The 23,911-nt window shown below is 39.3% G+C and carries 22 protein-coding genes, 1 tRNA gene, 1 pseudogene and 1 other annotated feature; of the genes and pseudogenes, 1 reads left to right on the top strand and 23 read right to left on the bottom strand.

Annotated features, from left to right (window positions below):
• Window positions 1–8: 8 nt before the first annotated feature.
• The 3 genes from ilvN to ilvE all read right to left on the bottom strand — a co-directional run bounded on the left by ilvN (window position 9) and on the right by ilvE (window position 3,541).
• Window positions 9–527, bottom strand: coding sequence for an acetolactate synthase small subunit (gene ilvN, locus NSQ64_RS14545; RefSeq protein ID WP_007501584.1), 519 nt, complete (start codon window positions 525–527; stop codon window positions 9–11).
• Window positions 524–2,248 (bottom strand): acetolactate synthase large subunit, encoded by a 1,725-nt coding sequence (ilvB, locus tag NSQ64_RS14550; protein WP_341017081.1) that lies wholly within the window; start codon window positions 2,246–2,248, stop codon window positions 524–526. The genes ilvN and ilvB overlap by 4 nt, the downstream gene beginning before the upstream one ends.
• 122 nt (window positions 2,249–2,370) lie before the next feature.
• Window positions 2,371–2,618 (bottom strand) — a binding site (T-box leader).
• An 8-nt stretch (window positions 2,619–2,626) separates the two neighbouring features.
• A complete protein-coding gene (gene ilvE, locus NSQ64_RS14555) occupies window positions 2,627–3,541 on the bottom strand; it encodes a branched-chain-amino-acid transaminase (protein ID WP_047946273.1) in 915 nt (304 codons plus the stop codon).
• Window positions 3,542–3,973: 432 nt separating this feature from the next.
• Here ilvE and NSQ64_RS14560 point away from each other — a divergent pair, with 432 nt between their 5' ends.
• Window positions 3,974–5,017 carry a lactonase family protein gene (locus NSQ64_RS14560; RefSeq protein ID WP_341017084.1) on the top strand — a complete coding sequence of 348 codons (1,044 nt, stop codon included), beginning with the start codon at window positions 3,974–3,976 and terminating at the stop codon, window positions 5,015–5,017.
• Window positions 5,018–5,211: 194 nt separating this feature from the next.
• Here NSQ64_RS14560 and NSQ64_RS14565 read toward each other — a convergent pair whose 3' ends face one another.
• The 20 genes and pseudogenes from NSQ64_RS14565 to NSQ64_RS14655 all read right to left on the bottom strand — a co-directional run bounded on the left by NSQ64_RS14565 (window position 5,212) and on the right by NSQ64_RS14655 (window position 23,837).
• Window positions 5,212–5,631: a YkvA family protein gene (locus NSQ64_RS14565; protein ID WP_341017086.1), complete on the bottom strand. Its 420-nt coding sequence runs from the start codon at window positions 5,629–5,631 to the stop codon at window positions 5,212–5,214.
• Window positions 5,632–5,726: 95 nt separating this feature from the next.
• The gene (gene dltD / locus NSQ64_RS14570) at window positions 5,727–6,893 is read right to left on the bottom strand and encodes a D-alanyl-lipoteichoic acid biosynthesis protein DltD (protein WP_259253287.1); all 1,167 of its coding nucleotides are present in this window, start codon (window positions 6,891–6,893) and stop codon (window positions 5,727–5,729) included.
• Window positions 6,893–7,129, bottom strand: a complete 237-nt coding sequence (gene dltC / locus NSQ64_RS14575) for a D-alanine--poly(phosphoribitol) ligase subunit 2 (RefSeq protein WP_003216498.1) — start codon at window positions 7,127–7,129, stop codon at window positions 6,893–6,895. The genes dltD and dltC overlap by 1 nt, the downstream gene beginning before the upstream one ends.
• 21 nt (window positions 7,130–7,150) lie before the next feature.
• On the bottom strand, window positions 7,151–8,335 hold the full coding sequence (gene dltB / locus NSQ64_RS14580; RefSeq protein ID WP_035391213.1) for a D-alanyl-lipoteichoic acid biosynthesis protein DltB: 1,185 nt from the start codon (window positions 8,333–8,335) through the stop codon (window positions 7,151–7,153).
• Window positions 8,332–9,837 carry a D-alanine--poly(phosphoribitol) ligase subunit DltA gene (dltA, locus tag NSQ64_RS14585; RefSeq protein WP_341017091.1) on the bottom strand — a complete coding sequence of 502 codons (1,506 nt, stop codon included), beginning with the start codon at window positions 9,835–9,837 and terminating at the stop codon, window positions 8,332–8,334. Before dltA ends, dltB begins: the two co-directional genes overlap by 4 nt.
• 14 nt (window positions 9,838–9,851) lie before the next feature.
• Complete coding sequence (locus NSQ64_RS14590; protein WP_024427820.1) at window positions 9,852–10,001, bottom strand: teichoic acid D-Ala incorporation-associated protein DltX; 150 nt, start codon at window positions 9,999–10,001, stop codon at window positions 9,852–9,854.
• A gap of 276 nt (window positions 10,002–10,277) precedes the next feature.
• Window positions 10,278–10,613 (bottom strand): DUF4288 domain-containing protein, encoded by a 336-nt coding sequence (locus NSQ64_RS14595; RefSeq protein ID WP_079920222.1) that lies wholly within the window; start codon window positions 10,611–10,613, stop codon window positions 10,278–10,280.
• 18 nt (window positions 10,614–10,631) lie between these two features.
• Window positions 10,632–11,102, bottom strand: a complete 471-nt coding sequence (locus NSQ64_RS14600) for a hypothetical protein (RefSeq protein WP_216894800.1) — start codon at window positions 11,100–11,102, stop codon at window positions 10,632–10,634.
• A 176-nt stretch (window positions 11,103–11,278) separates the two neighbouring features.
• A pseudogene (locus NSQ64_RS14605) lies at window positions 11,279–11,920 on the bottom strand (DUF4241 domain-containing protein).
• Between the two features lie 217 nt (window positions 11,921–12,137).
• Window positions 12,138–12,425 (bottom strand): recombinase family protein, encoded by a 288-nt coding sequence (locus tag NSQ64_RS14610; protein WP_341017095.1) that lies wholly within the window; start codon window positions 12,423–12,425, stop codon window positions 12,138–12,140.
• Window positions 12,426–12,816: 391 nt separating this feature from the next.
• Window positions 12,817–14,283 carry a restriction endonuclease subunit S gene (locus NSQ64_RS14615; protein WP_341017097.1) on the bottom strand — a complete coding sequence of 489 codons (1,467 nt, stop codon included), beginning with the start codon at window positions 14,281–14,283 and terminating at the stop codon, window positions 12,817–12,819.
• Window positions 14,276–15,709, bottom strand: a complete 1,434-nt coding sequence (locus NSQ64_RS14620; protein ID WP_341017098.1) for a class I SAM-dependent DNA methyltransferase — start codon at window positions 15,707–15,709, stop codon at window positions 14,276–14,278. The genes NSQ64_RS14615 and NSQ64_RS14620 overlap by 8 nt, the downstream gene beginning before the upstream one ends.
• A 114-nt stretch (window positions 15,710–15,823) precedes the next feature.
• Window positions 15,824–19,030: a type I restriction-modification system endonuclease gene (gene hsdR, locus NSQ64_RS14625; RefSeq protein ID WP_341018338.1), complete on the bottom strand. Its 3,207-nt coding sequence runs from the start codon at window positions 19,028–19,030 to the stop codon at window positions 15,824–15,826.
• Window positions 19,031–19,343: 313 nt separating this feature from the next.
• Complete coding sequence (locus NSQ64_RS21000; RefSeq protein WP_081105443.1) at window positions 19,344–19,448, bottom strand: DUF4241 domain-containing protein; 105 nt, start codon at window positions 19,446–19,448, stop codon at window positions 19,344–19,346.
• A gap of 76 nt (window positions 19,449–19,524) precedes the next feature.
• Window positions 19,525–20,328: a hypothetical protein gene (locus NSQ64_RS14630; RefSeq protein ID WP_341017100.1), complete on the bottom strand. Its 804-nt coding sequence runs from the start codon at window positions 20,326–20,328 to the stop codon at window positions 19,525–19,527.
• 220 nt (window positions 20,329–20,548) lie between these two features.
• Window positions 20,549–20,622: transfer RNA gene (locus NSQ64_RS14635), tRNA-Arg, on the bottom strand.
• 121 nt (window positions 20,623–20,743) lie between these two features.
• Window positions 20,744–21,268 carry a YfcE family phosphodiesterase gene (locus NSQ64_RS14640; protein ID WP_039166965.1) on the bottom strand — a complete coding sequence of 175 codons (525 nt, stop codon included), beginning with the start codon at window positions 21,266–21,268 and terminating at the stop codon, window positions 20,744–20,746.
• Window positions 21,269–21,282: 14 nt separating this feature from the next.
• A complete protein-coding gene (locus tag NSQ64_RS14645) occupies window positions 21,283–21,885 on the bottom strand; it encodes an XTP/dITP diphosphatase (protein ID WP_007501598.1) in 603 nt (200 codons plus the stop codon).
• Between the two features lie 10 nt (window positions 21,886–21,895).
• Complete coding sequence (gene rph / locus NSQ64_RS14650; protein ID WP_024718627.1) at window positions 21,896–22,624, bottom strand: ribonuclease PH; 729 nt, start codon at window positions 22,622–22,624, stop codon at window positions 21,896–21,898.
• Window positions 22,625–22,775: 151 nt separating this feature from the next.
• The gene (locus tag NSQ64_RS14655; RefSeq protein WP_035701809.1) at window positions 22,776–23,837 is read right to left on the bottom strand and encodes a GerMN domain-containing protein; all 1,062 of its coding nucleotides are present in this window, start codon (window positions 23,835–23,837) and stop codon (window positions 22,776–22,778) included.
• Between the last annotated feature and the right edge of the window lie 74 nt (window positions 23,838–23,911).

Consider the following 23,911-nt stretch of genomic DNA (forward strand, 5'->3'; position numbering starts at 1 on the left):
CCTTTTGTTTAGACAATTGAAATTGTTTTATTTGTTTGCGGCTTTTGCTGATTATCTCTCGCAAAGGCCGTGGTGCCAGTTCTGGCGACTTCTTTAATGCCGTATGGCTTAAGTAATTCAATGAGTGCTTCAATTTTTGAAGACTCACCTGTCACCTGAATGACGACACTTTCTCTGCTCACATCTACAATAGAAGCCCTAAAAGGTTCAATGACCCCCGTGATCTCCATTCTAGATGCTGGTGCAGATACGACTTTTATCAAAGCCAGCTCTCGCTGAACGATTGATTGGTTTGTAATATCCGTTACTTTGAGGACATCGATTTGTTTGTTCAGCTGTTTTGTCAGCTGTTCGATGTCTTTCTCCTGGTCTACATGGACGACGAACGTGATGCGTGATACATCTTGAATCTCAGAATGGCCGACCGTAATGCTTTCAATATTGTAGTGTCTTTTGGTAAAAAGGCCTGTGATTCTGTTCAGTACGCCTGATCGATTTAATACAGTCAACACAATAATTCTTTTCAAGGTTTCACCCCCACCATCTCATGAAGTCCTTTCCCCGGTGCTACCATCGGGAATACTTTCTCATCTCTCGCTACATTGACATCGATGAAAACAGGCTCTCTAGACGTTAATGCTTCTTCTAGCTTTTCTTGCGCCTCTTCGTCTGATGAGATTCTGATCCCTTTAATGCCATAAGCTTCAGATAATTTCACGAAGTCTGGCTGCTCTGAAAATTTAGAATGTGAGTAGCGTTCTTCGTAAAAAATTTCTTGCCATTGTCTTACCATTCCAAGACTGTGATTATTGAGAACAATCACTTTCACTGGAAGGTTCAGCTCACGGATAACGGCAAGTTCTTGCAGGGTCATTTGGAAACCTCCGTCTCCTAAAATCGCCACAACCGTTGCCTCTTGATCAGCTAGCTGCGCGCCAATCGCTGCCGGTAAACCAAATCCCATTGTGCCAAGCCCACCAGATGTCACCCATTTATCGGCATTTTCGAATGGATAGAACTGCGCAGCCCACATTTGGTGCTGTCCGACATCAGTTGCCACAATGGCTTCACCTTTTGTAAATTGATGAATGTATTCGATCAGCTTTTGAGGCTTAAAGCCTTCAGCTTCGTTTTCGACATACCAGAGTGGATATTCTTCCTTCCACTGATTTAGCTGGCTCTTCCACTCGTCTGATTCACCTTTTTTCCCGTCCTGCTTGATCAGTTCTTGAAGCACTAGCTTACTGTCACCAACAACTGGGATATGGGTGTGAATGTTTTTACCAATTTCCGCTGGGTCGATGTCAATATGAGCAACCTTCGCATGCTTTGCAAAATGATTGAGGTTGCCGGTTACCCTGTCATCAAATCTCGCTCCGATTGAAATGAGTAAGTCACATTGATGTAGTGCCATGTTCGCTGCATATGTGCCGTGCATACCCGCCATTCCTAGGAAAAGAGGATGCTTTGCTGGGAATCCACCAAGCCCAAGCAATGTATGAGCGACAGGGATTTGTTGCTGCTCTACATATTGCCTTAATTCTTCCGACGCTTTGCCGTGAAGAACGCCAGCTCCTGCTAGAATAACTGGTTTCTTTGCTCTGCTTACAGCTTCTACCAACTTGCGAATTTGCAAATAATTCGGCTCAATTTTCGGCTGATAACCTGGCAAATCGATTGGCTGATCGTATTCAAATGTCCCTTCAATGCCAGCGACATCTTTTGGAATATCAATCAAGACTGGACCAGGTCTGCCGGTTGTTGCGATGTGAAATGCCTCTTTAATGACACCCGGTAACTCTTCTGGGCGTCTCACTTGATAGCTGTGTTTTGTGATTGGCATTGTGATACCAAGTACATCTGCTTCTTGGAAAGCATCTGATCCAATGACTGAGGTTGCCACCTGTCCAGTGAAGATAACCATAGGTAGTGAATCAATCATCGCATCCGCAATTCCTGTGACTAGGTTGGTTGCCCCCGGTCCTGATGTGGCAATAACAACGCCTGGTTTACCAGATACTCTTGCGTATCCCTCCGCTGCGTGAATCGCTCCTTGCTCATGTCTTGGCAGGACATGAAATAAACCAGAATCGTAAATTTTATCGTAGATCGGTAAAACGGCTCCGCCAGGATAACCAAAAATGACTTCTACTTTTTCTCTTTTGAGTGCTTCAATTAACATGAGTGCACCGTTCATCGTTTGTGGTGCATTTGATTTTCCCGTCTCCATTTGTACATTTGTCCCCATTTGATTTCCTCCTCTTTGTCTTGCTTCAGTCAAGTCCTTTCACCCTTTTCCATTCAAGATAGAGATATGAGACCATATAAAAAAGCCTTCTCACCCCACAATGACACTACTTTTCACTAGGTCAAAGGGGCGAAAAAGCTTTGTTTTTCGCGGTACCACCCTTGTTCACGGCAAATCATGCTGCCGTCTCATGGACATCTTTCATCCATTTTGGTAACGAGTGATGCAATGTCACTCGGTCTGCCCTACTATCATTTCAAGCAGACACTCAGAGGTGAGTTCACTTTAGAAAGTAACACCGGTTTCCAGCTAGCACCGGCTCTCTGTAGATACTGACTCTAAAGCTACTAGTCCTCTTCAACGTTTATCGATATCTATTTAGCTTGCGTGAATGTTTTCATCGGTAAAGACTACTTTTTCTCCTTCTTCAACGACTCGTTTGCGGAATTGTTCAAGAAGTTTTTGTGTGTGGAACCCTGGCTTTCCTTCGCCAATGATACGGCCGTCAACTTTTACAACAGCGATGACTTCGGCAGCGGTTCCTGTCAGGAAGACTTCTTCAGCTGTATACACATCATGTCTTGTGAAAGGTTCTTCTTTCACTTCGTAGCCTAAGTCTTCTGCGATTTCCATGATGGCATTTCTTGTGATGCCTTCAAGAGCGCCGATATAACCTGGCGGTGTATAGAGCTTACCTTTTTTATAAATAAACACATTGTCTGCAGAACCTTCTGCCACGTACCCTTGATCGTTCAGCATCAGCGCTTCACTCACACCGGCCATATGGGCTTCGATTCGGACAAGGATGTTATTCAAATAGTTTAATGATTTCACTTTTGGACTTAGTACGTCAGGACGATTTCGCCTCGTTGGTACTGTCACAATATCAATACCTGTTTCATATAGGTGCTTTGGAAAGATGGCCAGCGGCTCTACAATGATCACTGTGTTGGCTCTCCCACAGTTGTTTGGATCTAAGCCAAGATCACCGGCTCCTCTTGAGACAACAAGGCGGATATAGGCATCTTTTAGGCCGTTCCTTTCAACTGTATGAATCATTTTTTCAGTGAGCTCCTCAAGTGAATATGGAATGTTCAGCATAATCGATCTAGCGGAATCATACAGGCGGTCTAAATGTTCTTTCATTCGAAAGATATTTCCGTTATATACACGTATTCCTTCGAACACACCGTCACCATATAAGAAGCCATGATCATAAACTGAAATTTTCGCATCCTCTTTTTTCACGAGTTCATCGTTTAAAAAGATCCACTGTTCCTTTTGGTCTTCCATCTTCAGTGAGCACCCTCTCTTTCAAACAAAAAGTAGTTGAATTTTCAGACACTTTATATTGAAGTGTCTTACGCTTACTCTGCGTGTCTGTTTGCTTTTGTTGAACCCATCTTACGCCGCTTTCCATACAGTGTCAACAGCATTTTTAAAATTATTAGACAATTTAGACTAATCAAAATAAAATGTATACGCTTACACCTTTGCTAGACAAGGAATGAAAAAACTTAAAATTTTTTGTATTTTTTCTTCAATTTATTTACTCTACATGAACTGTTTTCTTTTGAACAAGCTTTTGTGATATTTTTTCACACGGTTTTTGAAGAATATTGTGAGATTTCATTGCGTTTGTTTTTTCCTTCAGCATGCCTTTCTAAAGCGTTTTCCTATGAATTTATGATAGAATGAGAGCATCTAATAGAAGGAGGGCAATACATGGCTAACATCAGAGGTTATATCGGAACGTATACAAAGGGAGACAGCAAAGGAATCTATTCTTTTACTTTAAATACGGACAAGCAGCAGATTGAACAAGTAGAAGTGGCTGCAGAACTTGAAAATCCTACATATTTAACTGTCTCAGATTCTCAAAAGTTTGTGTATGCTGTTGTGAAAGAAGGAGCACAGGGCGGTCTTGCTGCGTATCAAATTGATGCCGACACCGGCGCACTTCGTTTCATCAACCAAGAGCTTGCCGATGGGGCTTCTCCTTGTCACGTCAGCGTGGACAGCCAAACGAAAACAGCGTTTACAGCAAACTATCATAAAGGAACAGCAGAGATGTACGAAATTGATGCTGAAAACGGCTCAGTGATTCGCACGCTGTCACAGGCGCAGCATGAAGGCACTGGACCAAACGAAGACCGTCAAGAAAAACCGCACACTCACTTTATGGGTTTGACACCTGATGAACAATTTGCAGTAGCTGTTGACCTTGGCACAGACGGAATTTATACGTATAAGAAAGAAAACAGCAAACTTGAGCTTACCCATACATTTGAAACAAAACCAGGAAGCGGCCCTCGTCATATCACATTCCACCCAACGAAACCTGTGGCCTATGTGATGACAGAGCTCAGCTCAGAGGTCATTGTACTTCGTTACTTTGAAGATGGTCATTTCGAAGAGATCCAAACGATCGCAACCATTCCTAATGACTTCACAGAGAATAATCAAGGCAGCGCCATTCATGTGTCTTCTGACGGTCACTTTGTGTATGCAGGAAATCGTGGACATGACAGCATTGCCATTTTCAAAGCAGATCATGACGGCAAACTAAGCCTCGTTGAAATTGCTTCATCTGAAGGAAATTGGCCTAGAGACTTTGTCCTTGATCCAACAGAAGAATTTCTCGTCGGCTCAAACCAAGAATCTAGTAATCTTGTGTTATACAAACGTGACAAAGAAACCGGTCGACTCACTGTCTTACAATCAGACATCACCGTTCCGCATCCGGTTTGCGTGAAATTTTTAGGATAATGAAAAAAACCTCCGTTTAGGAGGCTATAGATTGTTGACAAAGGGCTAAAATGAACTTTATTTTAGCCCTTTGTCTTTTTTCAGCGTAGTTGAAAACCCTTGAAGTCTAGGAAGAACGAGCACCGGAGCGCAGGACTGACAAAGAATGCGAGAGTTTGTCTACACACTGAAGCCACCGTTTAGGAGGCTTTTCTTTAAGCAGACGGCATACCGCCATCTTCAAGCTTTTGATCAATGAAAGACGTATCGCTTTTTTCACCGAACCATTTTCCAAGCCTGTCTTTCGCTTTCCCTTTGACATCGTCATCAATGTACATCGCGACTTGAAGCAGAGCAAATGTGATGGCGCCTAGATCATCTGTGTAGCCGATCCCCACCAATGTATCAGGGATCAGGTCAATCGGAAGGATAAAGTACCCTAGCGCCCCAATGATGAGGGTCTTCGCTTTAACCGGTACTTCGGGTTTTTGCAATGTATAATAAAGTAATAGCACAGCATAGACAAGAGAAACTCCAGCTTTTTGTGCCGTCTTTTTTAACTTTTCCCAAAAGGCTTGATCATTAAAATGCTTCTTTGAACGCTTTAATAGTTCTTTTTCCTCAGAACGATTCATCGTATCGCCTCCATATTCAGCATAGCCCTTCCACCTTATTTATACAAGAAATCCACTCATTCGACAAACAAAAAGCAGCAGAAAGCTGCTGCAATCTACTGCTCTTTGTAAAACTTTTCGATCGCCTTATCGATGTATACCCATCCTTTATACGACACATGTATCGTGTCCTTAAAGAAATATGGGTCATACTCATGCGAAGTCAAATCTGCGACTTCATACCCATTATCTCGAATTTGACGATTGATTTTTTGATAATAATCTGTACGTCCCTCTTTCGGAAAACCAGTGTAATCATACCATTTTCCGTTGACGGGAATCGTCACAAATAAAGGCTTCGCCCCTGCCTGTTTTAAAATATCCAGCATGATCTGGAAATCTTTATATTCAGGTGATGCTGCATAAGAATTGTCGCGACGAGAATCCTTCATCTTTTTCATGATCGGCTTCAGCTTACGATCAAACAGTCTCTGATCAATATAAAACGGGTTGTCCCCTGCTTTTTCGGATCCTAAGACACTCGCTTCTTTTTCAAGCTCAGTCCATGTTTTCCCTTTCACTGAAGGAGACGGACGAAGCTTGCGCTCATGCCCAGATCCGATTGTATAGTACATGTCTTTCTTTTGAAGCATGCCATAATACATTTTTGCAATAGGAGAAATCGCGCCATAAGCGAATTTGTTCCCAGAAAGCTCTGCTTTAAAAAGCTCTGTGATGACCATGTCGTTCTTTACTGCCTTAAACTTCATGATTCTTTTGATGAGCTTTTTTTTCACAGCTGGATCAATTTCTTTATTATAAGCAAGATCAAGCGCCTGAAGCGCTGAATAGTTAGGAGCAAAGTGATTCTCGTCTGATCCCCCTTTGACAAACCACTGCGGGGACACGATAAACACAAGCTTTTTCCCTTTTAATTCATCCATATGCGCTGCAAAGTTCATGGCATGAATTAATGATTGCGATCCACCTTTTCCAACAAGATAAGGTGTAAACCCTTGAGGATTCTCATGAAAGAAATTCGAAGGGTGATATGGATCAAAACGGGAAAGTTCAGAAGATCCATAGATCGGCAAATAAGTTGGATCTTTTAGCATTTCATCTTGTAAATAAAGCCCTTGGAACATCCCTGGATCTAATTCTGTGGCTGACTTTTGTAATTTGTCTTTTGGGATCAGATGTGAGAGCCATGCATTTGGTACAAGAAGAACACCAATGAATAGAACAGCCGCTAAAATAAGCGGCCCAAAAAAACGCTTTTTCATTACTTCATCTCTGCCAGCTGCTCAGCAATGTGATTCGGTGTATCCCACACATCACGATCAAACTCTGTAATCGGAACAGTAATTCCAAGTTGACTTTCAATTGCCATAAGTAGTTCTACTGTACCAAATGAATCTAGAAGACCTTCGTCAAAAATTGCAATCTCTGGATTTTCTTTCACAACGTCGTCCTGACAAACCTCTGCAATAATACCGTATACTTGATTTTTAAATTCCATAATTTTCTACTCCCTTAATCATTAATGATGAAATGGTTTTCCTGAAAAAATATAAAATCCGAAACAAATCACATGGAATGTAATAATGATCGACACAACCATTGTGACCTTATTATCCGGCCACCACTTGTGCTTTTTATTCCACTTCTCGAATAAATTGTAACCGGACATCACAACTGCATGGTATAGTCCGTAAATAATGTATTGAAGGGCGAGACCATGCCAAGCACCCATCAATAGAAAGAGGACAAAGTACCCGATATTTGATACAGCCATTCGGTTCTTGATCCACTTCTTCTTTGTCATAAAGAACACAAATCTCATAAACACATAATCTCTGAACCAGAAGGATAGCGACATGTGCCAGCGATTCCAGAAGTCTTTAATATTACGGCTGATAAACGGTTTGTTAAAGTTTTCTGGTGATTTAATACCCATGATATAACTCACACCTACAGCAAATGCTGTATATCCAGCAAAGTCAAAGAACAAATACATACTGTACGCATACATATACGTTAACTGTTGAACAAAGTGACTGCTACTAATGTGATGAATATTCATGAGAATATATGTGTGAATGAGATAACCAATAATGAACTTATATAAGAACCCAATAAAAATTTTATGAATCCCTGCATATAGAAGGTCACTGTACGCTTCTTTTTCAGGCGGTGTATCCATATCCTTTTCAAACCGGCGGTAACGATCAATTGGACCTGACGAAATCGTCGGGAAAAAGACGATGAAATAGACCAAACGGTGAATCGGGATTTTCTTTTTAATCAAGCCGTCTCTCGTCTCGATAATTAACTGAACACCTTTAAATGTTAAGTACGAGATCCCCAAAAAGCTCAGCCAGTTCATTGGCGGCGGTTGATGCGGCTGATGAGTTAAAAAGAACGGTAAAATCTTTGATAGTACAAGGGGCAAAATCGATGCCACCACTGCCATATAGAAGACAGACGCACGGTTCGCCTTCAGCCGGTACGCAAGGTATAGGCGAATGATCAAGACTTGCCACACTGTAAACAAGAACAGCAGCAATGCGCCATGTGCATCCTTTGAGAAAATAAGCGCGAGTGCCACAACCGTTGCAAACATGTTGTAGCCCTGCATTCTTTTGCCGCGAAGACCAAGTATCATCGTCGGCAGAAGAAGAATACCAATTAGAATGAAGAAAAAGAATGAACTAAACGGAATCATAGAAGAACCTCTTTCGCGATTCTTTTACGATCAACCTTCCCGTTTGGCGTCATGTACAGCTGCTCCAGATAGACAAACTTTCTTGGAATCATGTACGCAGGAAGTGAATCCGCCATTTCTTTCTTAATCGCACTTGTCAGCTGATATTCTTTTTCAAAGGAATGCTCAGTTGGGACAATTGCTGCAATTAAGTACTCCACATGCCCGTTTGGCTGGAATGGCACAATCACACAAGCATTGACATACGTTGTCTCGCTTACATGATATTCAATTTCTTCAAGCTCCATCCGGTATCCATGTAGCTTAATTTGATAGTCCAGACGACCGTGGCACGTAATCAAACCATCCTGCGCCACACCTGCGTCACCTGTGCGGTAAGCAGGGCGTCCTTCATGTTCAAAAAACACTTTATCCGTTAAGGCTTGTTCACCTAAGTAGCCTCTCGTGACGCTTGGCCCCACAATGACAATTTCCCCTTTTTCCCCATCAGGGAGTGTCTTGCCTTCTTCATCTAAAATGACGATATCTGTATCCGGTTTGGCATAACCCACTGGTAAAGAATCGTGCTGATCAAGAATCTCCTGCGTGACTTCAATCGATGTAATCGCAACAGTTGCTTCAGTTGGACCATACGTATTAAAGACCTGCGCCTTAGGAAAACGCTCAAGAAGCGCGCTTGCTACAGAGACAGGAAGTGCCTCTCCGCAGAACAAGAAAACTTTCAACTCTGGTAAAAGCTCCCCTGTAAAGGAAGGATCCATTAAGCACATTTGCACAAAGGAAGGTGTTGATGTCCACACTTCAACGTCAGATTGACCAAGTGCTGCAAACATATCCTTCGGCTTATTCACAAAATCTTTCACTAAACAGTACAGCGTGCCGCCTGATTGAAGCGCTGGATAGAGATCCATGACTGATAAGTCAAAAGAAAATGGTGCTTGATTTAAGAACGTGCGCCCCTCACCAATTGGGAAATCGCGGCACATCCATCCTGTAAAGCTTTCTAAATTGCTGGCTGTTACCTGAACGCCTTTCGGTTTCCCGGTACTACCAGACGTATAAATAATGTAGAAAACATCATCTTGTTGAACCCACTGCGTGGATGGCGGTGCTTCTTTTTCAAGTGCTAAAATCGATGCCGCACTCTTCACTTCAATGTGTTCTTCTACATCTAATACATTCTGCTCATTTGCACATATCAATAGACTGGCTTTTGAGCTTTCAATGATCGAGACGATGCGCTCGATAGGTATTGAGATGTCGACCGGAATATAAGGTCTGCCTGATTTCACACTGCCTAAGAAAGAAATCAGCATCTCTGGCTCCATATGACCGTAGACAATGACAGGTTCACTGCCAGCTGCGACTGCATCGATCGCACCAGCCATTTGGTCTGATAGACGCCAAAGCTCATCATATGTGATCGAAGCATGTTGAGAAACAAATGCTGGCTGTGTCGGTTTCGTTTGTTGGTATTCATGAATCGTGTGTAATAGTTTCATAGTTTAATCTCCAATTAAAAATCGTTGTAAATGAATGATCCCGTATTTGCTGTATGGAATCCGTAAATAAAGAACAATAATAGCAAAATAAGTAAGTAAAAGCTTGTATATCCTATCCATTTTACAGACTTATTTTCTGATAGCTTTTTGAATAGCATATTGATAACCTCTTTTCTTTTGACACTTATAAAGACGCATGGACCATCAAAAGAGTTTCATATCAAAACATAAAAATTTTAAGAATTTATGAAAAAAAGATGTCCAAAGTATGAACGTGTCTTCGGGCAAACCTGTCTTATTGTAACAAAAATTTAATATAATTGAAATGAAATGGAAGCTTAAATTTACCTTAAAATTGCTGAAAGCTGTCGAACTAACGCAAAAGCCACCTAGTTGGACTAGATGGCTTTGATATCAATTACTTCAAATTTGTGTGAATTTTATTTATCTAGAGAATATCTTTTAATAGCTTCTTCTGGAGACGTTTCTTTATCGAACACAAGATAACGACTATAAACTTCTTTTAAATGTACTGTTTCTTCTAAATTATCTACTAATTCAAAGGTATCTAAAATTGCAACTACTTTATTAGTAGTCATTCCCCCCTCTGAATTTTCATAAGTTTCTTCTGGAAAGTTTTCGTATATGATACTTTCAATTTCATCTGGCTTTTTTGTTTTTATTAAAAAAATCCTCTCTTCAAATATTTTTTCAGGGCTTAATCGTGGCGAAGTTGTTGATTCAAATAAAACTTTTACAGAATAAATATCGTACATAAATTATCACCTTTCATTTCATTTCTTCTTAAACCTGTTGTCTGTTAACAGTTTTTTAGCTTTTTTAGCATTCTTTTTTCCTTTTTTTGCGTCTTTGTTGATTTGTTCTATCGTTTTATTTAAGTATTCACTTGGAAACTCTTTTCTGATTGACCCTTTTCTATTCTTAGAGATGAATTGGTCTGCTGTCATTTTATGATGTTTGACAACTTGAGCCTCCCAAGAGTTTGAAGAAAATATCATACCACCTACAATGACAGCACCAGTTGCTAATACTGCAGCTTGTCCTAACCCTGGAATAAAGAAGAAAGGAAGTGGGATGGCGAATTTAGTTTCTGCAAGTTGATCAGGATTTAATTCTCCTTCAGATGATACAGAATCATTTGTGTTAATTACAACAGTTTCATTTTCTGTTGCCTTTGCTGGTGCTTGTAAAACAAAGGTAAATACGGATAGAGCTAATAGTGTGGAAATTATTTTTTTCATCATGTTAAATACTCCTTATAGTTCATTAGAAATTTAGTTGAATAAAAATATTATATTATATCAATTAGATTTTCAATGATTTTAAGGTAAATTTAAGAAAATTTGTTTTATATTAACGTCTATGTGAATATTTCCTACATTATATCTTGATAAGAACCCCTGGTTTAATGGGTTTCTCATCAATCCACTATAAGAAAATCCGTCACAAGACAAGCAGGTTCCCCGTTTTCATCTATCCCCCAAAAGCTTGGATACATCCCGTCACCGAAGCCTGTTGTAAACATGGCAATGTCCACTTTGTTATGAAAACGGGTGACAAGCCAGTCCCATGTATGCTTGTAGTTTTGCTCAAGAGGCTCTGCAAATTCCTCATAAAGATAAAAATAATTATCCTCTTTATATTGCTTAGCCTCATAAGCTTAAAGATATTGTGCTGTCTCCGCATCCATGAAACAACCCATCCCCTTATTTACACCGTAGCCAAAGAACTCGTCTTCTTTTAATTGTTTGAGTTCCTGCCCTGCTCGTGTGGCAATCTCCCATTCTATTGCTTGCTCGTTTGTAAACTTGATCATTGCATAGGCTACGCGTTCGTCTCCGCTTTCTAACCGCTTAACCATCAGTAGAATAGGATGTTTCCCTAGAGCCACCTTCCTCGTAAACGATTGGTTCCCTTCTGAAACAAAAGGATCACAGGCAACGATATGACCGCTTGTGATCTCAATATGGCCAAACTGTTTTACAAATAATTGATCACCTTCTGAGCTGCTTTTGTTCTCTCCATTTTCAAAAATTAAGTTTGTTGGATCGATGTTGTACAAGGGATCATTCCTCTCATTGTTTTTATGAGACGTTTGGGATTATGTATTTTTCTCTGTTTTGTCTTTTGTTCCTGTTTTATTTTCTCCCTTTTAATCCGTCAATAAAAAATCTGAAACAAGACAAACTTCATCTCTATTCTCATCTATATACTTGTCTTTTTTCACCTTCATTCAAAAGAAAATCACTCAATTTGATTTTGTAAATGCTCGAATTTCTTCATACTCGGTTCATCATCTCCTTCTTCTGTGTGATATCTTTCCACTCGTTTAAAATCATCTTTTTGTTACGACCTAGCCTATCTAATGAATGTATGTTTAACGTACCTCCTTTTCGCAAATGCAATTTCAAAGCTTGGTATTGAGTTATATTGAAGTCTTTCCCGCTTTGCTTATCGATATGAATATCACACTCATCAATTCCAAGAGCATACATACTATCCAGTTGTCGTGCTTCATTTTGGTCTTTGCTACTTACTCTAACGTATACAAATTCTTTGTTGTCCATAATTGATTTTACCTTGTTATTTGATACTGTAATCGTAACATCTTTGTATCTGGACCCTTATTCTACCGTTTCACAGGATACGTCGCAAAGTTGTACCTTTTGAAACAGATAGCTTATCAAAAACAATGTGATAGAGGCAGCGGTATCTTTTCTTTGATATCACTTATAAGGTTACACCCTCTGCTATCGATATTATTATCGAACTTGAATAAGGTTTTACTGCAATTCTTATTGCTTTATCATGCTAAATCATATTGGTTATGTGAGTCGTGTCGGAAATTTACCGATTATCAGTTTGTGAATTAGAGTGGTTCTTTATCAAACCAATACCACAACTTGGCATGTATGCAATCATAAAAGACATCCAATTATTTTGGATGCCTTCTTACAACTAATTCACTTGTTCTTGTAGCATTTCTTTTAGCAATTCAAGAGCACTTTCTTCACTTGGATCATTTGTTCCAATTTCGCCACGAAAAGCTTTAGATAAAATAGAATTTTTTAATTGGTCTAATTTCTCCTCAAGCAAAAGCAAATTTCCTGTTGTTTCTTCCATATCTAATAATTTTTTTACCATATTAATTATAACCTGTCTTTCTCTGTATGGAGCAATTGGTAATCTAATATTTTTAATATCCTCTAAACTTAAGACTGGTCTTCCAATTCCATATGCTCTGTTTTCTAGTTCACCTCCACCTCCACAGGTCGATAATAAGCTTAAGTGAACATATTGAGCCATGCTTTTATCTATTAACTTAGTAAGTGCAACTGATTGACTTACATAAGCTTCTGGAATTATTTCTTCAACGATAGCACATTTCCCGACATTTGCTCCTGTAATAGTTGTTAGTAAATCAAAAGGTTCTACTAGGCTTCGTTTACCTTCTACCTTCTCTGGAAGTAGTACATACGCAACATTTGCTAAATTTAATTTATTTTTATTAATATCTTGGGTTCTAATAAAATATGAACCGTGATTAGCATAGTATTTAGACCAATCTCTAGAACCACTCGTTACATAGTAAGATAGTTCACCTAATCTAGCCCATTTCCATCCTCTAGGTAAATTAAAAGGTTCATCATCTTCATTAACAGACTTAACATTCAAAGTATTGGATTTAATCGGACTTGATTCTTTATCGGCCCTTAACCTATCTAAATGTTCTTGCACCTCAAAAATATCAATATCAGCATTTTCCCCTCTCCACTTCCTAGTCAATTCCCCACGAAATGCCTTATCCAAAATAGCCGCCCGACGAAGTTCAAACGTTTTCTTCGCTTCCTCAACCAACTGCTTTGCTTCATCAATTTTACTTAAAAGCCGCTCCACTTTATCAGCAATCCGTTTTTGTTCGTTTAGAGGTAGCAGTGGAAAAGGAGCATTCAATATGTCATCTCTAGATATACCTGGGATAATTCCTTTTGCGACTTCCTTCAACTTCTCAACATAAGTTTGTATATACAGGTATAGAAATTTATTTAACACTGTATCTTTACTTCTTAATGCCATTATTTGTCGGCTTAGATGCACTTCATCTAGTTCTTGAATAATGGCTTTTCCTACTGTTCCCTTTACAGAAACTAAAATATCTCCTCTAACACCGATGACAGTAGGAGTTTCTATCCACCTTTCAACATCCAACTGATTATCGACTATATTACTCGCACCCATTATATAAGGAATACCTTTCTCTTCACTATTGCAAAGTTTTGTGCTTAAATCTCTACCTGAGATCAAGGTAATCACACTACCCATCTTTACCCATTTCCAATTCTTCGGTACTTTATATGGTTGCTTTTCCTCTTGAACTAATGCCTCCTCTAATAGTTCCTCAATAGTTTTCTTCTTCTTACTCACTTTGTGACACCCCACCCTCTTCAACAGTACGTAACTCCTCAACTACTTCACTTAATAAATCCATTGCTTGTTGAAGTTTTGCAATCGCTTCTTCTGCCGACTCAATCGGGTCTGGTAAATTATTGTATGAAGATAATGATTCATCTGCAATCAATCCAATATCTAAACTATCATCTTTTTTTGCAATTTCTTCTCGTGTAAACTTGTTCCATCGCTCATCTTCCACTTTTGAGCGGTCTTCTGCTACATATGCTTTCATGAAGTGTTCAAAGTGTGCCATTGTTAGCTGATTCCGTTTTCCGAATGACTTCATATTGGTGCGGAGATCGTATACCCAAACATCCTTTGTGTTATCTTGGTCTGTTGTTCCTCTTGTGAAAAATAAGACGTTTGTTTTCACACCTTGGGCATAGAAAATCCCCGTTGGTAAGCGTAAGATTGTATGCAGATTGCATTTATTCATTAAATCACGTCGAACCTGTGCACCAACCCCGCTTTCAAACAAGACATTATCAGGTAATACAACTGCTGCGCGTGCATGACCATCGTCTTTTAAAGCGTTATAAATTAACTGTAGAAAATTAAGCTGTTTATTGGAAGTTTCAAACGTCAGGTCATCACGGGAGACGCTCTCCCCACCTTTTTTCGTCCCAAATGGTGGATTGGTTAAAATGACATCAAAGTTTTTCATCCACTTTCCATTACTAGATAATGAATCCCCTTGTTCCAGCCGCCCTTCGATATCATGAAGTAATGCATTCATTAGAGCAAGACGATGAGTCCCTGTGACGAGTTCCATTCCAGTAAACGCTTCTTTCTTTTGGAAAACGCCCAGTTGTGGATCTAAATCATAATAGTTATCTGTCTTATTTTTCAAATACTGGTCTGCCGCAATCATAAAACCAAATGTACCAGCTGCAGGGTCATTGCATCTTTCTCCAGGTTTAGGGTCAATCAGCTGCACCATTACATCAATTAATACACGCGGTGTAAAGTATTGGCCAGCACCTGATTTTGTTTCGCTTGCGTTTTTTTCTAACAAGCCTTCATATAAATTACCTAAACCTTCTTCTTTTGCGTTGTACCAATCAAGGCCATCAATGGTTTTCATAATTTTCTCTAGGTTCTTGGGTTCTGTAATACTAGTAGCAGCATCACTGTAAATTAGACGCAGCCGCTCATTTTCACTGCTTCCTAATTCAAGTAACAATCGCTGATAAAATGTTTTGAGTTCTACCCCTTCTTTTTCTAGCAAATCATCCCATCTATATCCTTCGGGTATTACATTTTCTGTTTGCTGTTCTTTCATCATTTTTAAAAATAAAATATAGGTTAACTCCGTGACATATTGTTGATATGTAATACCGTCATCACGAAGCACATTGCATAAATTCCATAATTTTTGAACGATTTCTTGGTTATTCATCCTTTTTCCTCCTGAAAAGCTTCTAATCTATTAAATCAAATTTGATGATTTTTAGTTGAAAGCGAACCTTTTCATTATAACCCAAAAAAGTGCCTCAATGAAGAGGCACAGTCGTTAGCTGATATAAAGGTTCTCATTGATCGTATTCACAATTTGATCAATATGATCACCGAACTCACGTTTCAGTAATTTGTAGCCACCAGACGTTCTAAAAGGTTCTTCCGAGAATGCCTCTTCTGCGGTAGGCGCAAGAACAGGCACTTGAAGTAATTGCTTTTCTATTCTCTCTAACCATTTCTTTTGTCTTGGCGTCCAATCATGCAGTGAATACACTTTGTGCATTGCCTGTTTAATACGTGATTCATGGTCAACGAGCGCTTCACCTAATGCAGCTTGGCGAATAAAACTAATAATATCTGCTGCAATGTCTTCATTTTTTGTCTGTTTCCAGGCTGTTTGTAAATGTGATTGTTTAAAACCTTTTGTTTCTAAAATCGTCATTAGTTCTCGTAAATCTTGTCTTGTTAGATCTTTTGGTCGTGTACAAATCAGATGCAAAGCGGGAATTTCATTGATATTTTCTTGGATAAATCGAACAAAACCATCCAGATAATCTTCTGGTCGCTTGTTTCCTTCACCATACCCACGAATGACGTGTGTTACTTCATCTTCCTTATCAGATATATAGCGTTTTTCACGTGTCACTTGGTACGTTTCCATGTATTCAAATAGGATATTATGCTGTGTGGCTTCTTGCGGTGAGTATGTTTGAATTTCTTTCACCCATTCATCCACATGTTTTCCATTTGATATTTCTTCAAACTTTCCCATGCCTTCTTCGTCAAATATTTGTTTGCGACGTTGGATTTTTGCTACTAATTGATCACGATAAAACGAAGCTTCCTCATCAGTCGTTGCATTTACAAGAGAATCATACAAATCACCAATACGAAAGTTTTGTTTCTTCACAACTGGTTTCATTTCTGTATAATGTTGCAACTTGTCATATATTCCAACGGCATCGTAGATGTTAAAGTGTGTTTTCCCAATCTCTGGGCAGAGACGAGTCGCACGGCCAAGCATTTGATCATAGAGGATACGAGATTGTATTCTTCTTAAAAACACCAAATTTGTGATCGGAGGCACGTCAATACCTGTTGTGAGCAAATCAACTGTAACAACGACATTAGGTAGTCGCTCATTTTTAAAACGTTTAATGGCATCTAATGGCTTGTAGATATATCCAGTAATTTTCATAATGGCATCATCTTCAATCTCATCACCACGTTCTTTAAATGCTTCTTTTAATAAGCGAACAACAAGATCTGCGTGTTGATCAGTAGCTGCAAAGATGAGCGTTTTTTCTTTACCTGCAGGGTCAATATAATCAACTAATTTATTTAAAACTGCACGGTTAAACGGTTCTGTAATGACTTTTTTATTAAACTGCTCCACTTCAAAGTGCACAGTATCTTCTAACTTTTCTAGTTGAATCTCCCCTTTAACAACATCATACACTTCTACTTCCTCATCTTTTTCAAAGGTGATGCCCACTTGTGAAAGTTCTGTTTTAAACAAATAAGGGGGCTCATGGTCCACTAGATATCCGTCCAACACTGCTTCGCTATATGAATATTTAAAAATTGGCATACCGAAAATGTCTGTTGTATGTAGAGCAGGTGTTGCGGTAAGCCCTAGACATGCCGCATCAAAATAATCGATAACGCGCCGATATTGACTAATATAATCATTCTGATCACGGAACTCTAATTCTTCCTCTGTCATTTCTCTATCACTTGTATAGCCTCGATGCGCCTCATCTACAATGATGAAATCATATTGCCCGACGCTTGGAAGCTTTTCGCTATCGTTATAAAAAAGTCTGCGAACCATTCCCTGCACGGTTGCAATCTGCACCTTCGTTTCAACTTCCGGTGTGAGATCGCCTAATGACTTCACATCATATATATCAGCAAATGAGTAACCTTCAATTTTCGTATCTTTCAGTGAATCCTCTGTTTGTTTACCGAGTGAATTACGATCGACAAGAAAAAGAATGCGGCGACACTTTTTAGACTTAATTAAGCGATACATAAGCGCAATAGCGGTACGAGTTTTTCCAGTTCCTGTAGCCATTGCAATAAGCATTCTTCTGTTTCCTTCTTTTAACGACTTTTCTGCAGCCAGAACCGCATTCTGCTGATAGTGACGCAATCCAAACTTCGTTATATCCTCTTCTTCTAGACGCTTATCCGCATCCTTATCATCTTGGCTAAGAAGAAGCTGTAAATCTTCGGGTGAATGCCATCCTTCAAGCGGACGTGCATGTTCAAATGGTTTGCGTGAATCCCAGAACCAAATGCCCGATTCCTCTTGAAGCTGTCTTAAATAAGGTCGGCCATTTGTTGCATATAAAAATGGGACTTGATAATCACCCGTTGTTGGTGTAATTTGTTCATCTTCTACTTGCATGACATTTTTCGCGTACACTTTTGTTTGACTATCTAATGCCCCAGGAATCGTTTTCTTTTCTGCTTTTGCTTCAATGAAACCAACAAGCTTGAGTCCAATAAACAATGCATAATCAACCCAGCCGCCATCGACCTTCCACTCAGCAATGGCCATATGTTTGTTTTTCTCTGGTAGCGTCCTGTTTTTTTTATAGTTTAGTAAATTCGTGTCTACTTCCCATCCAGCACCACGTAACTTCTGATCAATGATGATACGTGTTTCATCTTCAGTCAGTTGCTGCCTACGCATGAAGTTTTTGGACGCTTTTCTACGTTTCATTTTCTCATCTGCTTGCTCTAATTCAGCTTGAAGGCGAATTGCCTCTAATTCCTCTTCAAGCTGCCTCACTTTCACTTCATACTCTTGTTGGAGCTGTCGTGTATCTATTCCTGTTTGTTTATTTGGCTCTATGTACTCTGGAGCTTGAAAATTCCAATCACCGTATACCTCCATAAACCAAGTCGACAAACGAAAAGCCAAATGCAATAAAGATTTCGCTTCTTCTGTTTTTTGATAACCTGCTTCATGCATAGCCACATTCCCTTTGCGACGAAGCGTTTCAACGATATCTATTAATTCTGGTTCAAGTATTCCCTCTCGACGTAATATATTGATGCGCTCTACTTGTTTCGTGCCATATGCTTCCTTAATATTTTCAGCGGCTAGAATAAATTTTGTTAATGTTTCGGCAAATAAACGTAGTTTCATTACTGTTGTATGTGGGTCATGATATACATTTTTCTCAGCTGTTTCTCCTAAATTGGAAAGTACTGCCCACTTTCCTTGAAAAAATGAAAAATTGCTATTCATCATTATCACCGTTTCCCAAAAGGTTTTATATGTTTATTATACTATATTTATACAAAAATTAGGTAGTCTTAATCCACAACTGACAAAGTTAAGTTAATTAACGTTTGTTCAACAAATTTCATATCTTCTTTTTGTGCTTTAATCTTTTTATCGGCAAGAACAATATTGTTTCGAATAGCCAGCAAGATTTGCCGACAGAAAAAACGATCTGTTATCACAAGTCTTCAACACTTTATCCACTTTACTAGATCTCGCTACTAATAATCTATAATCAGAGAACAATAAAAAAACCCATGATTTTATGGGTTTCTCATCAGTCCACTATAAGAAAGACTGTCACAAGGCAAGCAGGTTCTTCGTTTTGTTCTAGCCCCCAAAAGCTGGGGTACATTCCGTCACCGTAGCCTGTTGTAAACATAGCATCTTAAAATAGCTTATTATTTCTGTACTCTTGGTTAATAACATTTTATTGATTAGTTACAAATATTTTTTGTTTATTTTCTCTTCTTAGACTTTTTTGCTTTTTTATTTACTGAAGCATTCAAGTTTTTCTCTAAAAGATAGCTATAAAAAAGTTTTTCTAATAATTTATAGTTTTTGTTCGAACTTAAAATTTTTTGGGCATAATGTATACCAGTATACAAAAAAGCTCCGACAACCATTACTTGAATCCCGTGTATCAACCATAAACCTAGAACTTGATTAAACTCTTCTTCTTTTAGAGCTGGTTCTTCAACAGCAGTATTTATAATAAGAGTAAACCAACTCGCGATCATCGAAACTAGAATAGAAGGAATAGAAATTTTCAAAAATGTTGTTATAGAAGCTTCTCTTCTATCTTTATTTATTTCTTTTAGTTGAGGCAATATATATTTTTCAATTTGAGTTGTTGAAAAATTATGTTTATGAAGCTTTTCGTTAAAAGCTTCATAAATAACATTTTTTCTTAACTCATTAAAAGTCTTAAAGCCTGACAATTTAGAAAAACAAGTTAAACCTTCTATTATACAGTATATAGCTATAAATAATAGTAGCAAGAAAACAATCACAACTGCAATTGAGAATACTTTTCCATGTGAAAATTTATTTAAGAGGAAGATAAATAATATAAATACAATTAAACATGAAACTATTTTTAATATACATTCCACAAAAATTTTGTTCTTTTTTGCCGCCTTCACTTCCGATTCTTCTTTCACTTCATTTAAAAAAGGAGAATCTATTAATAAGTATTTCATTGTATTCACTTTTCTCACTTCTTGTTTAAGTTCAAATAACATATCATCTATATCAATCAAAATGTCATCACCTCTATTTCTATTACGAAAAAAACAAATAAAAGTTTCATCTAATTTAATATAAGAATGACTATCCTAGGGATAAAACAAATCTTTAAGAACTCTCTAAATCAATATTTTAATTATATTCATAGGAACGATCAGAGCAATATTTAATAAATACTAGCAAAAAAGCCAGAAACGTTAATAAAACAACGTCTCTGGCTTTTAACAGTTTTAACGTCCCAGGAGAGATTCGAACTCCCGACCGACGGCTTAGAAGGCCGTTGCTCTATCCTGCTGAGCTACTGGGACATGTTGTTATGTAGTGTGCTTTGGCGAATTACCTCAGCGACAAGATTTATTATATTACTATTGTTCTTTAAAGTCAACGGTTTTTCGAAAGTTTTTTCATAAGGGGGCAAATGCTGCACCCTTATGAAATACCTTCCAATGTGACAGTGTTTTCGAGGTCTTGTATGACGTGACCTTCGTCCGTGAAAAACTGTACGTTTGCTTCGATTCCATCTAGTGTCAGTATAGCATAGCTGCGCTCTTTGCGCACTCTTGGCAGGTGCACGCTGCCTGGGTTAATGAGGAGTTTTCCTCTTAGCAATTCACTGCCTGGGATGTGCGAGTGGCCAAAGCAGATAATGTCTGCGCCTAGCTCTTCTGCACGGTAGTAGACTTGAAGCAAGGATTGTTTGATGCCATGCAGATGTCCGTGAGTGAGAAATAGTTTTCCGCCTCCGTCGAGTGGGAGCAGGAGCTCTTCTTCAAAATCGCCCATAAAGTCACAATTTCCTTTGACGACTTTGTATCCTTCGAGTGCTGGGTGGTTCGTTTCGAGTTCTGAATCTCCGCAGTGAATCATCATGTCTACTTCAGCCGCATGCCTCTTGGCAATGGTTTGAAGTTCGTCTGTGAGTCCATGACTGTCACTAATGATGAGTATCTTCATGGCTTCATTCCCCCTTATTCATTTGCGTCTAGCAGTGATGAAAGCTTTTGAAGCGCGACCGCTCGATGGCTGATCTTGTTTTTTTCCTCTGGTGATAACTCGGCCATCGTCTGGTCTTTGTCTTTGACGATGAAAATTGGGTCGTATCCGAAGCCATTTTCGCCGATCGGTTCTTCTGCGATAAAGCCTTCTACTGATCCTTCTACCGTTTTTGTTTCTTTACCCGGTATACTGACAGCCAGGGCACATCTGAATCTAGCAGTGCGGTCTTCTTTTTCAATGCCTTGTAGCTCATTCAGCACCTTTTCCACGTTCTCGGCATCGTCTTTATGCTCGCCCGCGTACCTCGCTGAATAGACGCCAGGTTTTCCGCCAAGGTAATCAATCGACAGACCCGAGTCGTCTGCAATCACCATTTCACCTGCTTTGGCTTGAATGGCCTCGGCTTTGATGATCGCATTTTCTTCAAAGGTATGTCCTGTTTCTTCAATCTCTTCCGTAAATCCGATGTCCGCTAGTGTTTTGACCGTGAATCCTTTTGGCTCAAGAATGGCTTTGAATTCTTTCGCTTTGCCCGCATTGTGCGTTGCGATGATGGCAGTTTTCATCCTGATCAAACCCTTCTCTTTATTCGATAACTTCTCCTGTCACTGCTTTTTGCTTTTCAATTAATTCTTTGATGCCTTTTTCGGCTAAATCAAGCAGTCCGTTTAGTTGTTCTCTTGAGAATGTCGCTTCTTCGCCAGTACCTTGAAGTTCAACAAAGCGTCCAGCACCTGTCATGATGACATTCATATCCACTTCAGCTGAAGAATCTTCTTCATAATTTAAATCTAACAGAAGTCCCTGTTTAGAATCAATTCCGACGGATATTGCGGCTAAATAATCAGTGATCGGATTTTCTTTCAAAACGCCTGCTGATTGAAGCTTTTGAATCGCTAGTGTCATGGCCACAAATGCACCTGTGATAGAAGCTGTGCGTGTTCCACCGTCTGCTTGAATGACATCACAATCAATCCAAATGGTGCGTTCACCAAGCTTTTCTAAGTCAACGACTGCGCGCAGAGCTCGTCCAATTAAACGCTGGATCTCCATTGTACGTCCTGTGACTTTTCCTTTAGATGATTCTCTTATCGTTCTTTGAGCCGTTGCTCTAGGAAGCATGCTATATTCTGCTGTAATCCAGCCTTTTCCTTCTCCTCTTAAAAAAGGAGGTACGCGGTCCTCGATAGATGCGTTACAAATCACCTTCGTATTTCCCGCTGAGATTAAGACAGAGCCTTCTGGGTGCGTGATGTAGCCTGCCTGTATTTCAATTTTTCTTAATTCGTCGTATTGTCTTTCATCTAATCTCATGTTTTACCTCCGTTACAATATACATTTCGCTCGGGTGTCAGCGGGGTTCTCCTATTAACTTTGACAACCTCGATCCGTTCTAATCGCTTGGAATAAAAAAGAGGCAGCGAATGTGCATGCCTCTTTTTCTCCATTATATCAATGTGTGACGTTAAAAACTACCTGTATTCACTTGTTCTGGTCTTGAAACTGGCTTTGTGAGTTCTGTTCCTTTTTCGTTCACAAGCTCTGCCTTTCCGTTTACCTTCACAGACACGCTTTTCACATCTGGCAGTTCTGTTAATGTCAGCACAATGCTATCAAGAACTTTTTGTGAAATGACCTTTTTCTTTTCATCTGCACTGCCAAAAATGGATTCATTGAAATCAAGTGTCACATGACCGTCTTTTACTTTCGGGACATCATTCAGCTTCACATCTTGATCAAAGTCTGTCAGCAATTGGCTTGTTTTGCTTGGCCCAGAGACGAGCTCATCAATGGCTGCTGTAATTGGATCATCATCGTCTTTTGGTGCTCTTTTGGTCACAGGGACATAGTACGTCTGTTTATCAGATTCAGCTAAATAGTAGACAGTCACAGGCTTTGTCGATGTCATATCAGCCGCAGCCTCGTGCTGAATATTAATGCCGTCCTCTCTGCTTAAATCATCTGAAATCGGCGTCCCATTCACAGGCATCTCTTTTAATTCATGGCCATTCATCTTTAATTTGACTTTGGCTACTGAATCAAACTGCGTTAATGTCCAAGTGACCGATTGCAAAATGCGCTGTTCGTCTTCTTTTTTATAGTTTTTGAATTCATTTGAGAAATCCACAACCGCAGTGCCATCTTTAATATCGACAGATACGCTCGTGTCCGCCGGCAGCACGGCTCTGAACCCATTTGGCATCAGGTTAGAAATCGGTCCCCCGTCTACGAGGTATTCAAGTGTTTGTTTCGCACTTCCTTCGTTTTTCGGCAGCGGAATGGACTGAGAGACAACATATCCATTTTTATCAATTAAATATAATTCTCTCATGACGGTATCTGCTTGCTTCTCTTCTTTTCCTTCTTTGGCTGTTTGTTTCTCTTCTTTATTTTCTTTCACAAATGTGACATTTTGTGGTGGATCAATCTCTGTTTTCGCTTGGTCTGTTTGAAACAATCCGCATCCTGATAAAAGCATGGCTGACGCAATACACGTAACAGCTGCTGTAGTTCCTTTTTTCAGCATACTTCACCCTCCTCTAGTGGTTTGTACTAGTATGTATACGAGCTCCCTCAGAGGATTAGACCCTTTTCATAAAA

Origin of the sequence: Bacillus sp. FSL W8-0183 (genome assembly GCF_038006825.1) — a bacterium.
In the GTDB taxonomy this organism is placed as follows: Bacteria; Bacillota; Bacilli; order Bacillales; family Bacillaceae; genus Bacillus; species Bacillus altitudinis.